Below are 12,748 nucleotides of genomic sequence, written 5' to 3' on the forward strand. Positions count from 1 at the left end.
CGGGTCCCTCTGCATGTCACAGGCCTTTCGGAGGCCCGCCCGACGGTCTCGCCGCCCTGCTACGCGAGCAGTGCCAGCGCGGCGACCAGCAGCACCATGAGCGCGATCAGCATCGCGGGGCTGAGCCCGGCGAAGGGTCCCTGCTCCCGCTCCTGCTCCTCCATCTGCTGGCGCACGGCCCGGCAGACGCGGCAGCGCCCCTCGTTCACGGGCGCCGCGCAGTTCGCGCACACCAGTCGGTCATAGGTCATGCGCTTTCTCCTCCCGCGCGGCGGAGCCGCATACACGTTCTCTCCGCACAACGCTCCGGGAAACGCGGCTGTTCCCCCTACCACTGTGCCAGCTTGCGCGGATTTCGGCGCGGGCCGCCCGGCCGCGTGACGCCGGACCCTGTCGTATCAGGCGCCGAGAGGCGTCGGATTTGCCCGTTCCAGGCGTCACAAAACACTCATTACCGGAGCCCGCATGCACGCCAGAGCCCGGTTCGCGTATGGTCACGCTCACCTATTCCCGGCCGACCGTGGTGCACTCGTGATCCGATTCGACAACGTCTCCAAGACCTACCCGAAGCAGAGCCGTCCCGCGCTCCGGGACGTCTCACTCGACATCGAGAAGGGCGAGTTCGTCTTCCTGGTGGGCTCCTCCGGTTCCGGCAAGTCCACCTTCATGCGGCTGATCCTGCGTGAGGAGCGAGCCAGCCAGGGCATGGTCCATGTGCTCGGCAAGGACCTCGCGCGGCTGTCCAACTGGAAGGTGCCGCAGATGCGCCGTCAGCTGGGCACGGTCTTCCAGGACTTCCGGCTCCTGCCCAACAAGACCGTCGCCGAGAACGTGGCCTTCGCGCAGGAGGTCATCGGCAAGCCGCGCGGCGAGATCCGCAAGGCGGTGCCCCAGGTTCTCGACCTCGTCGGTCTCGGCGGCAAGGAGGACCGGATGCCCGGTGAGCTCTCCGGTGGTGAGCAGCAGCGCGTGGCGATCGCGCGGGCGTTCGTGAACCGCCCCATGCTGCTGATCGCGGACGAGCCGACCGGCAACCTCGACCCGCAGACCTCCGTGGGCATCATGAAGCTGCTGGACCGGATCAACCGGACCGGCACCACCGTGATCATGGCGACCCACGACCAGAACATCGTCGACCAGATGCGCAAACGCGTCATCGAGCTCGAGCAGGGCCGTCTCGTACGTGACCAGGCGCGCGGCGTCTACGGCTACCAGCACTGAGCACCCGCACGAGCATCGAGTACTGAAAGGACGCCATGCGCGCCCAGTTCGTCCTGTCGGAGATCGGCGTCGGTCTTCGTCGCAACCTCACGATGACCTTCGCCGTGGTGGTCTCCGTCGCCCTCTCGCTCGCCCTGTTCGGTGGCGCGCTGCTGATTCGCGACCAGGTCAGCTCGATGAAGACCTACTGGTACGACAAGGTCAACGTCTCGATCTTCCTCTGCAACAAGAGTGACGCCAAGGACGTGCCCAAGTGCGCCAAGGGTGCGGTCACCACTGAGCAGAAGAAGGAGATCAGGGCCGATCTCGAGAAGATGGAGGCTGTCGAGAAGGTCAGCTTCGAGACGGTCGACCAGGCGTACAAGCACTACCAGGAGCAGTTCGGCGACACTCCGATGGCCGGCAACATCACGCCGGACCAGATGCAGGAGTCGTTCCGCGTCAAGCTCGACGACCCGCAGAAGTACAAGGTCGTCGCCACGGCATTCGCGGGGCGTGACGGGGTGCAGTCCGTCCAGGACCAGAGATCCATCCTGGACAACCTCTTCGAGCTGATGAACGGCATGAACACGGTGGCGCTCTTCGTCATGGCGCTGATGCTGGTCATCGCGCTGATGCTGATCGTCAACACCGTCCGAGTCTCGGCGTTCAGCCGCAGACGGGAGACGGGCATCATGCGGCTCGTCGGTGCCTCCGGCTTCTACATCCAGATGCCGTTCATCATGGAGGCGGCCTTCGCCGGCCTGATCGGTGGCCTGCTCGCCTGCGCCATGCTGATAGGGGGCCGGTACTTCCTGATCGACGGCGGACTCGCCCTCCAGGACAAGCTGAACCTGATCGAGTTCATCGGCTGGGACGCGGTCCTCACCAAGCTGCCGCTGGTCCTCGCGATCGGGCTGCTGATGCCGGCCGTGGCCGCGCTCTTCGCACTCCGCAAGTACCTCAAGGTGTGAGATGCGCCCTGGCGCCGCGCGGCCAACCGCCGGTGCGGCGCCGGGGCCTTGTCCTAGACTCGACGCCATGCCGGGCCCTTCGTACCGTCTCCGGCCCCGCGGTCTCTGCCGCGGGGCGGCCCTGACATTGATCTTCGGGTGTGTGCTCGCCACCGCCGCCGCCACCGGGTCGCTGCCGCGAGAGGCCGAGCCGGGGAAGAACCCGGACATACAGACGCGCTCCGTCGCCTCCGCCGTGGACCCCCGGGACCGTGAAGCGGTCGAGGACGCGGCCGCCGAGGCCGAGGCCGACGGGAAGTCCGTGACGGACGCGGCCCAGGAGGCCGTCAGTCGCAGTGGGGACCGCTGGGGCGCGGTCTACGACGAGCAGGAGTACGCGGACTTCGAGCAGGCCCTGGACGGCTCGTACACCGGTGTCGGCCTCTCCGCCCGGCGTGCGGCCGACAAGAGCGTCTCCGTGTCCCGTGTCGAGCCCGGTGGGCCCGCGGACCGGGCGGGCGTCCGCAAGGGCGACCAACTGCGCACGGTCGACGGTCACCCGGTCGACGGGCGTCCCGTCGCCGAGGTCGTGGCCCTGCTGCGCGGAGACCGTACGGGTGCCACGGAGGGCACCGAGGTCGTCCTGGGGCTCCGGCGCGAGGGTCACGGCTGGACCGAGACCCTGCGCCGGGCCAGGCTCTCCACCGAGGCCGTCACCGTCCGGCGGCTGGGCGGCACTCCCTCCTCCGCCGTCCTGATCAAGGTCACCGCCTTCACCAAGGGGTCGGGTGCCGAGGTCCGGGACGCCGTGCGCGCGGCCCCCCGGGACGCCGGAATCCTCCTGGACCTCCGTGCCAACGCGGGCGGCCTGGTCACCGAGGCCGTCACCGCGGCCTCCGCGTTCCTGGACGGTGGCCTGGTGGCCACCTACGACGTGCACGGCGAGCAGCGCGCCCTGAACGCCGAGCCGGGCGGCGATACGGACCGGCCCCTCGTCGTCCTCGTCGACGGCGGGACCATGAGCGCCGCCGAACTGCTGACGGGCGCCCTCCAGGACCGGGGCCGCGCCGTCACCGTGGGTACCCGCACCTTCGGCAAGGGATCCGTGCAGATGCCCAGCAGGCTCGCGGGCGGTTCGGTGGCCGAACTGACCGTCGGGCACTACCGCACACCGGTCGGCCGAAGCGTCGACGGACAGGGCATCACACCGGACCTGGTGGCCGGTGCGGCGGCCCAGCAGCGGGCCGAGACAGTATTGAGTGGCATCGGGGGTGGGTCGTAGTGCGAAAATGACCGCACTATGGCCAAGGAAAAAGACACAGGGCGCAAGATGATCGCGCAGAACAAGAAGGCGCGGCACGACTACACCATCCTCGACACGTACGAGTGCGGCCTCGTGCTGATGGGCACCGAGGTCAAGTCGCTGCGGATGGGCCGGGCCTCTCTGGTCGACGGCTTCGTCCAGATCGACGGCAACGAGGCGTGGCTGCACAACATCCACGTCCCGGAGTACGTGCAGGGGACCTGGACCAACCACACGGCCAAGCGCAAGCGCAAGCTGCTCATGCACCGGGCCGAGATCGACAAGCTGGCGTCGAAGTCGCAGGAGACGGGCCACACGATCGTGCCGCTCGCGCTGTACTTCACGGGCGGCCGGGTCAAGGTCGAGATCGCGCTCGCGAAGGGCAAGAAGGAGTACGACAAGCGCCAGACACTGCGCGAGAAGCAGGACACCCGGGAGACGAACCGTGCCATCTCGGCGGTCCGGCGACGTCAGCGGAGCGCCTGAGCCGGAATAGGCTGGCACCGTCGCGCGCTGTTGACGTACGATGGCACTGCACCCCCCGGGGTGTGGCACCACCTTTGAAAAAAACACATGGGGATGATCGGTTTCGACAGCGGATGTCGAAGCAGGGGAAGCGAGTCGAGGAAGCGGCAATGATCTCGTAAACCATATGTCGCAAACAATAATCGCCAATTCCAAGCGCGATTCCTCCGCCTTCGCCCTCGCTGCCTAATTAGCAGCTAAGCGAAGACTCTGCGGAGTGTCAGCCCGGGGTTGATCCCGACCCGGATCCTGGCATCACTAAGGGATCTAAACTTCTGGACCCGGTCACGGGGCCCAGAAGGAAATCAAACAGTGGCTGGGCCTGTCGGAGGCTTGTTCGCGTGACCTCCGGGGCCGAGAAAAGCGCAGCGAACTGCACTCGGAGAAGCCCTGGTTCCGCACCGTTGGACGCGGGTTCGATTCCCGCCATCTCCACAATTCCCATGTACACGAGGACCCCGTTGCCACCAGGCAACGGGGTCCTCGTGTTTCCCGGTGCCGGCACCGGTCACGGGCGCCGGATGCCGACCGCCGCGACCACCAGTGCCAGACCCGCGGCCCCCACGGGCACCGCGTAGCCGGTCACCGTTCCGGAATGCTCCACCATCCAGCCTCCGGTCGCCGAGCCGGCGGCTATGCCGCCGAGCAGCGCCGTGACCGCGAGCGTCATGCCCTCGTTCAGCTGTCCCTCGGGTGTGAGGCGCTGGACCAGGGTCATCCCGGTGACCATGGTCGGCGCGGTCGCGGCGCCCGCCAGCAGCAGACAGCCCGCGAGCACGAGCCGCGAGTCGGTCGAGGCGGCGGCGAGCAGGGGCAGGGACATCAGTGCCGTCATCCCGGTCAGGCAGAGCAGCAGCCGGCGCCGGACGTTGCCGACGGGCCGCAGTGATCCGTAGAGCAGGCCCGCGGCGCAGGACCCGGCCGCCTGGAGGGCGAGGATCGCGCCTCCGGCATGGGCGATGGACACCACCTCCATGGCACCGAACACCGCGCCCGTGGCGAGGAACGCGGCGAGCAGGGCGGGCATCCCGGCGGTACGGAACGGGGACGCGGTGTGGGTACGGGGTGCCACCGGGGGCTCGGTCGCCCGCTGCGCGGCGAAGATCAGGACTCCGGCCATCATCAGGACCGCGCCGGCCAGGGTGCCGGCCTCGGGGAACAGCGCCCCGCACAAGGTCGCGGCCAGAACGGGGCCGAGCATGAAGCAGAGCTCGTCCGCGGCCTGCTCGAAGCTGTTCGCGGTGTGCAGGGCCGCCGGATCGCCCCGGTGGATGTGCGCCCAGCGGGCCCGGGACATGCCGCCGGTGTTGGGTGTGGTGGCCGTCGCGGCGTAGGCGGCGAAGAGGGTCCAGACAGGGGCGTCGAAGTGGACGCAGAGCACCAGCGCGAGCGAGCCGAGCGCGGCGACCGCGGTGGCCGGTACGGCGACCCTGGCCTGGCCGTAGCGGTCGACGAGCCGCGCGGTCCAGGGGGCGACGACGGCCATGGCGGCCAGGCCCGCCGCGGTGACCGCGCCCGCCAGGGCGTACGAGTCGTGGGCTTCGGCGATCATGATGACCGCGCTGACACTGAACATGCCCGAGGGCAGCCTGGCCAGCAGATTGCCCGCGGTGAACGCGCGGACACCCGGTGTGCTGAGCAGCCGGCGGTACGGGTTGACCCGTGCTTCCGGCGGTGTGGACGGGGCGGGGCGCGGGTGGCTCGGGGCGGCGGTGCTGGTGTCGGGCGGCATGGGCCAAGCGTCGGGGCGCCCGGTCCGTGCGGTCCAACACCTACTCCGTACCGATTAACGCGTGCGTGTTGTAAATTCTGCGCGTGGCAACCTCCGGCACCGATCCCCGGCTCCTGCGCGCCTTTCTCGCGGTCGCCGACGAACTGCACTTCACCCGCGCCGCTGCCCGGCTCTACGTGGCCCAGCAGGCGCTGAGCAGGGACATCCGGAGGCTGGAGCGCGAACTCGGTGCCGAACTCTTCGTACGCACCACCCGTCAGGTCTCCCTCACGCCGGACGGTGAGCGGCTCCTCCCGTACGCCCGGCAGGTGCTGGACGCCCATGACGCGCTGGCCGCCGCCTTCGGGGATCCGGCCGCCCGGCCGTTGCTCGTCGATCTCAACACCGACGGTATGACCGCCGCCCGGGTGCTGGCGCGGGCCCGGGAGCTGGCTCCGGCGTGCGAACTGATGGCGCGCTTCGAGAGCGGTCTGACGTGGGCGGCCGGCGAGTTGCTGGCCGGGCGGCTCGACGTCTCCTTCGGGCGGGCCGCGGGGCTCGACCCGGCGGTGCGGTCACGGCTCTCCGTGCAGCCCGTCCGGTACGAGCCGATGGCCGTCCTGCTTCCCCGCGCTCATCCACTTGCCGGTCGGGAGGTCGTCGCACTGGACGAGCTGGCCGGTGAAACCGTCTACGCCGGCGCGGGCAACGAGCGCACCCGGGAGTGGACGGACCTCGCGCGGCGGCTCTTCGGCGAGTGGTCCATCACGCTCGCTCCGCCCGTGCCCCTCGCTGTCGGAGTGGCCGAATTTCAACGTGTCATGGCGAAGTCGGGGAATCCTGTGCTCGCGGTTGTGGACTTTCCGCCCCTGCCCGGAACCGTCGTACGGCCCCTGGTCCGCCCCGTACCGTTGTCGCCGCTCGTGATGGTCTGGCGTAATGGGGTGACTCACCCAGGTCTGTCCGCTCTGTGCGTGGCGGCTGCCCAACTGGGGGAGGCGGAAGAGTGGATGGCCCGTCCACCTGGATCTTGGTTGCCGGAAATCGACGCATCACTGATGTGTCACCGTTCCTGAACAAGACCCGGGGACCGGAGCTTCAGGGTCCGGGTCGTGCGCTACATTCATGGTCCGGGTGCACTGGGACAGGCGCGCGTGGACAGGGCTGGGGCCCCTTTGACCGCGCGAAACGGTCATTCCACTTGCTCCCGGTTCATTGAGTGGGGGATGTGCGTACACCTGTGGAAAACTGGCGTGAAGGTACCCGAACCGGGCATACGCACGAGCCGAACGAGGTCACGCTCCAACTCGACGGCCTGGGACGGCAACTCTCCGAACTGGCCATCGAGCCGGGCACTCCGGACAGCTCCGACAACCCGGTCTTCGTCGACGAGAGCGGCCGTCGCAGCAAGTCCCTCCGACGCGTCGGCTGGCTGCTCGCCGCGATCTGTGCCGGTTACGCCGTGACGCTGGTCGTGGCCCTCCTCGGCGGCAGCTCGCACGCGCCCTGGCTGCCGATCACCGGTCAGCCCGAGAAGTCGGCGGAGGTGGAGGTCCAGCCCGCCCCGACCGAACCGGTCGGACCGGAGGCGAGCCCCGGCCCGGCCACCCCGAGTGCCACTCCCTCGGACCTCGACGCCCCAGGCAGCGGCGCACCGCAGTCGGCCAACGGAGCCGACCCCGTGCCGGCCGGGTCCGCGCCGGCCACCCGGGCGCCCCTGCCCACCGTGGCCGCCCCGGACGAGGAGGCCGCCGCCTCGTCCTCCGCTCCTGCCGCTCCGGTCCCCGCTGCGCCCGCGCCCGGCTCCTCGTCACCCGTGGAGCCGGAAAGCCCCGCCCCGCCCGTCGAGACGACCGTTCCGCCGGTGGATGAACAAGAAGGCGCCCCCTAACGATGAAAGCCCCCGCCGCGCGGGTCGGGCACCACCGGAAGAAGCGGGCCAAGCGCAGACTTCCCATGCGCTATCTCCTCCCGTCACTGCTTCTCGTCGCCCTGCTCGCCATGCTCATGCTGCGTGGCTACGTACACAGCGAGATCCTCGCCGACCACCGCGTCCAGCCCCCCGCCCCCACCACCCAGGTGCCGGGTCACGTCCTGGAGGGCGGTCCGGTCATCGACGCCCGGTCGGCCACCGAGCCCGCCAAGACGCTGCGCATACCCGACCGCAAGATCGTCATCACCTTCGACGACGGCCCCGACCCGGTCTGGACGCCGCGGGTCCTCGACTCGCTGGAGAAGCACGGCGCACACGGCGTCTTCTTCGTCACCGGCACCATGGCCTCGCGCTACCCCGGCCTCGTCCAGCGCATGGTCGACGAGGGCCACGAGATCGGGCTGCACACCTTCAACCACCCCGACCTCTCCTTCCAGACGCCCGAGCGGATCGACTGGGAGCTGTCCCAGAACCAGCTGGTGCTGGCAGGGGCTGCCGGTATCCGTACGTCTTTGTTCCGGCCGCCGTACTCCTCGTTCTCCGACGCGATGGACAACAAGTCCTGGCCCGTCACCCAGTACATCGGCAGCCGCGGCTACCTCACCGTCGTGAACAACACCGACAGTGAGGACTGGAAGCGCCCCGGGGTGGACGCGATCATCGAGCGGGCCACGCCCAAGGGCGGCCGGGGCGCCATCATCCTGATGCACGACTCCGGCGGCGACCGGTCCCAGACCGTGGCGGCCCTCGACACGTTCCTGCCGAAGATGAAGCAGCGCGGATACGAGTTCACCCACCTCACCGCGGCCCTCGGCGCTCCCAGCGCGCACACCCCGGCGACCGGGTTCGCGCTCGTCAAGGGCAAGGCGTTCGTCTCCGCCGTCAGCGTCTCGGAGCGGATCACCGATGTGCTCGTGGTCGGCCTCGCGGTCATCGGCGTGCTCGTCATGGTCCGGTTCGGCCTGATGCTGGTGCTCTCGTTCCTGCACGCGCGGCGGGTCCGGAAGAGGGACTTCAGCTGGGGTCCGCCGCTCGCACGACCGGTCTCGGTGCTCGTCCCCGCGTACAACGAACGCGAATGCATCGCCGCGACCGTAAGGTCACTGGTCGCCAGTGACTATCCGATCGAGATCATCGTCATCGACGACGGTTCCACCGACGGAACGGCCGACATCGTCCAGGCGCTCCGGCTCCCGAACGTCCGCGTCGTCCGCCAGCGCAACGCGGGCAAACCCGCCGCGCTCAACAACGGCATCGCCCACGCCCGGTACGACATCGTCGTGATGATGGACGGCGACACCGTCTTCGAACCCTGCACGGTCCGCGAGCTCGTCCAGCCGTTCGCCGACCCCCGGGTCGGGGCGGTCGCGGGCAACGCCAAGGTGGGCAACCGAGACTCGCTCATCGGCGCCTGGCAGCACATCGAGTACGTGATGGGCTTCAACCTCGACCGCAGGATGTACGACCTGCTGGGCTGCATGCCGACCATCCCCGGCGCCGTCGGGGCCTTCCGCCGCGAAGCGCTGGACCGGGTCGGCGGCATGAGCGAGGACACGCTCGCCGAGGACACCGACGTCACCATGGCCCTGCACCGGGACGGCTGGCGCGTCGTGTACGCGGAGAACGCCCGGGCCTGGACCGAGGCGCCGGAGTCCGTTCAGCAGTTGTGGTCGCAGCGCTACCGGTGGTCGTACGGCACCATGCAGGCGATCTGGAAGCACCGCCGCTCCGTCATCGAGCGGGGACCCTCGGGCCGCTTCGGACGGGTCGGGCTCCCGTTCGTCTCGCTCTTCATGGTCGTCGCCCCGCTGCTGGCACCCCTCATCGACGTCTTCCTGCTGTACGGACTGGTCTTCGGTCCGACGGGGAAGACGGTCGCCGCCTGGTTCGGCGTCCTGGTGGTGCAGGCGGTCTGCGCCGCGTACGCCTTCCGGCTGGACCGGGAGCGCATGGTCCATCTGATCTCGCTGCCACTCCAGCAGATCCTGTACCGCCAGCTCATGTACGTCGTGCTGCTCCAGTCGTGGATCACCGCTCTCACCGGTGGCCGGCTGCGCTGGCAGAAGCTGCGGCGTACGGGAGTGGTGGGGACGCCCGGCGCCCAGCAGAACGGGCGCACGGCCGCCGGACGGGACCGGAGGACCGTGGCATGACCTACCCGGACCAGCCGTTCCCGCGGGCGCACGAGCCCGTGCCGCAGCAGCCGCACCGGTCGCAGCCGCACCGGTCGCAGCCGCACCGGTCGTCGCCGTACCAGCCGTTGCCGTTCGAGCCGGGGCCGTACCAGCGGACGCCTCCGCCCCGGCAGCCCCCGCCCGGCGCCCCCGCCACCCGACCCGCCGAGGACGAGCAGGCGAAGAAGCCCGGCCGCGACCGCTATCTCGACCTGCTGCGCGCCGTCGCCCTCGTCCGCGTCATCCTCTTCCACCTCTTCGGCTGGGCCTGGCTGACGGTGATCTTCCCGTCCATGGGCGTCATGTTCGCCCTGGCCGGGTCCCTGATGGCCCGCTCGCTGGCACGCCCCGCCGCGAGCGTGGTGCGTGACCGGCTCCGCCGGCTGCTGCCGCCGATGTGGGCGTTCTCGCTCGTCGTCGTACCGCTCATGTTCGCGCTCAGCTGGAAGCCGGTACGGGAGGAGGGCCTGTGGTGGTTCGTCAGGCTCGGCTGCTACCTCCTGCCGATCGGCTCCCCTCCCTTCCCCGAGGAGAGCGGATCACCCGGCGGGTACTTCGAGGTGTCCTGGGCCGAACAGGGCGTGGGGCCGCTCTGGTACATCAGGGCCTACCTGTGGTTCGTCATCGCCTCACCGCTCCTGCTGAAGGCGTTCCGCAGGCTGCCGTGGGTGACGATGCTCGCCCCGATCGGCCTCACCGCCGTGCTCGGCACGGGTCTGGTGACGATCCCCGGGGCCACCGGTGAGGCGGTCCTCGACTTCGCCGTGTTCGGCTCCTGCTGGATCCTCGGCTTCGCCCACCACGACGGTCTGCTGAAACAGGTCCCGCGCTATCTGGTGGTGTCCTCCGCCGCGATCGTCATGGGCTTCGGCCTCTGGTGGGCTTCCGGCCACCTCACCGACGAGGGCTGGAACCTCGACGAGATCCCGCTCGCCCAGTCCACCTGGTCCTTCGGCTTCTGCGTGATCCTCCTCGTGTACGCCCCGTCCTGGCGGAAGCTCCCGGACAGGCTCGCCGGGTGGGACAGCCTGATCACCCTGGCCAACAACCGGGCCGTGACGATCTACCTCTGGCACAACCTGCTGCTGATGGCGAGCGCACAGCTCGTCGACCAGCTGTGGAACGTCCCCTGGGCCGGCGACCACCTCGACCCGTACCTGGAGCGCTCGTACACCGTGCTCACCCTGATCGCGGTCTGGCCCCTCCTGGGCCTGGTGATCCTCGCGTTCGGCTGGGTCGAGGACGTCGCGGCCAGGCGCCGGCCGCGCCTGTGGCCCAACGGCACCCGGAAGGAACCGGAGAAGGCGCCGCGGTCCCGCACGGGCGGCCGCGCCCGCGCCCGCGCCCGCTGACCGTTCACTCCCTCACCGGGCCGTCCCCGGCCCGGTGAGAGCAAGGTTGCCTACCGGTCACCTCGCGGCACCACGCCGAAACGCGCGCTCCATACGGTCGGGACACAAGCACCCGACACCTCGTGGAGGCGCCTGATGGCCGGCCGTTGGATCGAACAGTGGGACCCGGAGGACGAGACCTTCTGGCGCGAGACGGGCGAGCGCGTGGCCCGGCGTAACCTCTGGTTCTCGGTGCTCTCGGAGCACATCGGATTCTCCATCTGGACCCTGTGGTCGGTGATGGTCCTGTTCATGGGACCGGAGTACGGGGTCGACCCGGCCGGGAAGTTCTTCCTGATCTCCACGGCCACCCTGGTCGGCGCGCTCGTCCGGGTGCCGTACACCTTCGCCGTCGCGAAGTTCGGCGGGCGCAACTGGACAGTGTTCAGCGCGCTGACGCTCCTCGTGCCGGCCATCGCCGCGTTCGTCGTGATGGAACCGGGCACCTCGTACGGAACCTTCGTCCTCGTCGCCGCGCTCGCCGGGATCGGAGGAGGCAACTTCGCCTCCTCCATGACGAACATCAACGCCTTCTTCCCGCTGCGCAAGAAGGGCTGGGCGCTCGGCCTCAACGCGGGCGGCGGCAACATCGGCGTCCCCGTCGTCCAACTCGTCGGACTGCTCGTGATCGGCACGGCAGGGGCCGCGTACCCCCGGCTCGTCCTCGGCGCGTACATCCCGCTGATCGTCGTCGCCGCCCTGTTCGCCGTGTTCCGCATGGACAACCTGCGGCCGGTGCAGAACGACACCGGGGCGGCCTGGGAAGCGGTGCGCGACCCGCACACCTGGATCATGGCGGTGCTCTACATCGGCACCTTCGGCTCGTTCATCGGCTACAGCTTCGCGTTCGGTCTCGTGCTGCAGACCGAGTTCGGAAGGACCCCGCTCCAGGCCGCCTCCCTCACCTTCATCGGGCCGCTGCTCGGCTCCCTGATCCGGCCGGCGGGCGGCTGGCTCGCCGACCGGTACGGCGGCGCCCGCATCACCCTGTGGAACTTCGCGGCGATGGCCGCGGCGACCGGAGTCGTCGTCCACGCCTCCGGTGCCGAGTCCCTCGGCGTCTTCCTCATCGGCTTCATCGCCCTGTTCGTGCTGACCGGCCTGGGCAACGGATCGACGTTCAAGATGATCCCCGGGATCTTCCACGCCAAGGCCGTCAGCAAGGGCATGCGCGGCGAGGAGGCCGCCGCCTACGGACGACGGCTGTCCGGCGCGGCCATGGGGCTCATCGGGGCGATCGGCGCACTCGGCGGGCTCGCGATCAACCTGGCGTTCCGGCAGTCCTTCCAGACGGCGGGCACCGGGACGGCCGCCTTCTGGTCCTTCCTCGCCTTCTACGCCGTGTGCTTCGCCGTCACCTGGGCGGTATACCTTCGCCGGACCGCCGCGGTGGCCGCGAAGCCGCAGCTCAGCTATGCCGAGGTGTGACGGAACCCGCGTGCGTACGGGGGGACGTAACGGGTGTGAAATACAAGTGAACCGAGGCTGTCACGCAGTGTTGGCAGTCTCGGCCCTCCGCACCACCGAGCATTAGCGGGACACGAGAGCCGGGTATCAC

Annotated in this window: 11 protein-coding genes and 1 other RNA gene; 10 read left to right on the plus strand and 2 right to left on the minus strand. The window is 69.5% G+C overall.

Annotated features, from left to right (window positions below; genetic code table 11):
- Positions 1-59 precede the first annotated feature (59 nt).
- Positions 60-251 (minus strand): hypothetical protein, encoded by a 192-nt coding sequence (locus tag F0344_RS22470; RefSeq protein WP_185300518.1) that lies wholly within the window; start codon positions 249-251, stop codon positions 60-62.
- 280 nt (positions 252-531) lie between these two features.
- Here F0344_RS22470 and ftsE point away from each other — a divergent pair, with 280 nt between their 5' ends.
- The 5 genes from ftsE (at position 532) to ssrA (ending at position 4,419) form a co-directional block, all read left to right on the plus strand.
- The gene (gene ftsE / locus F0344_RS22475; protein ID WP_014046319.1) at positions 532-1,221 is read left to right on the plus strand and encodes a cell division ATP-binding protein FtsE; all 690 of its coding nucleotides are present in this window, start codon (positions 532-534) and stop codon (positions 1,219-1,221) included.
- 35 nt (positions 1,222-1,256) lie between these two features.
- Entirely contained in the window at positions 1,257-2,174 is a 918-nt protein-coding gene (gene ftsX / locus F0344_RS22480; protein WP_185300519.1) for a permease-like cell division protein FtsX, read from the plus strand.
- A gap of 67 nt (positions 2,175-2,241) precedes the next feature.
- Complete coding sequence (locus tag F0344_RS22485; protein ID WP_185300520.1) at positions 2,242-3,435, plus strand: S41 family peptidase; 1,194 nt, start codon at positions 2,242-2,244, stop codon at positions 3,433-3,435.
- An 18-nt stretch (positions 3,436-3,453) separates the two neighbouring features.
- A complete protein-coding gene (gene smpB, locus F0344_RS22490) occupies positions 3,454-3,942 on the plus strand; it encodes an SsrA-binding protein SmpB (RefSeq protein WP_185300521.1) in 489 nt (162 codons plus the stop codon).
- A gap of 89 nt (positions 3,943-4,031) precedes the next feature.
- Positions 4,032-4,419: a transfer-messenger RNA gene (ssrA, locus tag F0344_RS22495) on the plus strand.
- 70 nt (positions 4,420-4,489) lie between these two features.
- Here the strand turns inward: ssrA and F0344_RS22500 are convergent.
- Positions 4,490-5,713: an MFS transporter gene (locus tag F0344_RS22500; protein ID WP_258050048.1), complete on the minus strand. Its 1,224-nt coding sequence runs from the start codon at positions 5,711-5,713 to the stop codon at positions 4,490-4,492.
- Positions 5,714-5,796: 83 nt separating this feature from the next.
- Here F0344_RS22500 and F0344_RS22505 point away from each other — a divergent pair, with 83 nt between their 5' ends.
- From F0344_RS22505 to F0344_RS22525, 5 genes are all read left to right on the plus strand, one after another.
- Positions 5,797-6,768: a LysR family transcriptional regulator gene (locus F0344_RS22505; protein ID WP_185300522.1), complete on the plus strand. Its 972-nt coding sequence runs from the start codon at positions 5,797-5,799 to the stop codon at positions 6,766-6,768.
- Between the two features lie 164 nt (positions 6,769-6,932).
- On the plus strand, positions 6,933-7,583 hold the full coding sequence (locus F0344_RS22510) for a hypothetical protein (RefSeq protein WP_185300523.1): 651 nt from the start codon (positions 6,933-6,935) through the stop codon (positions 7,581-7,583).
- A 65-nt stretch (positions 7,584-7,648) separates the two neighbouring features.
- A complete protein-coding gene (locus F0344_RS22515) occupies positions 7,649-9,778 on the plus strand; it encodes a glycosyltransferase (RefSeq protein ID WP_185302834.1) in 2,130 nt (709 codons plus the stop codon).
- Positions 9,775-11,151 (plus strand): acyltransferase family protein, encoded by a 1,377-nt coding sequence (locus F0344_RS22520; RefSeq protein WP_258050049.1) that lies wholly within the window; start codon positions 9,775-9,777, stop codon positions 11,149-11,151. Before F0344_RS22515 ends, F0344_RS22520 begins: the two co-directional genes overlap by 4 nt.
- A 135-nt stretch (positions 11,152-11,286) precedes the next feature.
- Positions 11,287-12,618, plus strand: coding sequence for a nitrate/nitrite transporter (locus F0344_RS22525; protein WP_185300524.1), 1,332 nt, complete (start codon positions 11,287-11,289; stop codon positions 12,616-12,618).
- Positions 12,619-12,748: the final 130 nt, after the last annotated feature.

The organism is Streptomyces finlayi, assembly GCF_014216315.1.
Taxonomy (GTDB): domain Bacteria; phylum Actinomycetota; class Actinomycetes; order Streptomycetales; family Streptomycetaceae; genus Streptomyces; species Streptomyces finlayi_A.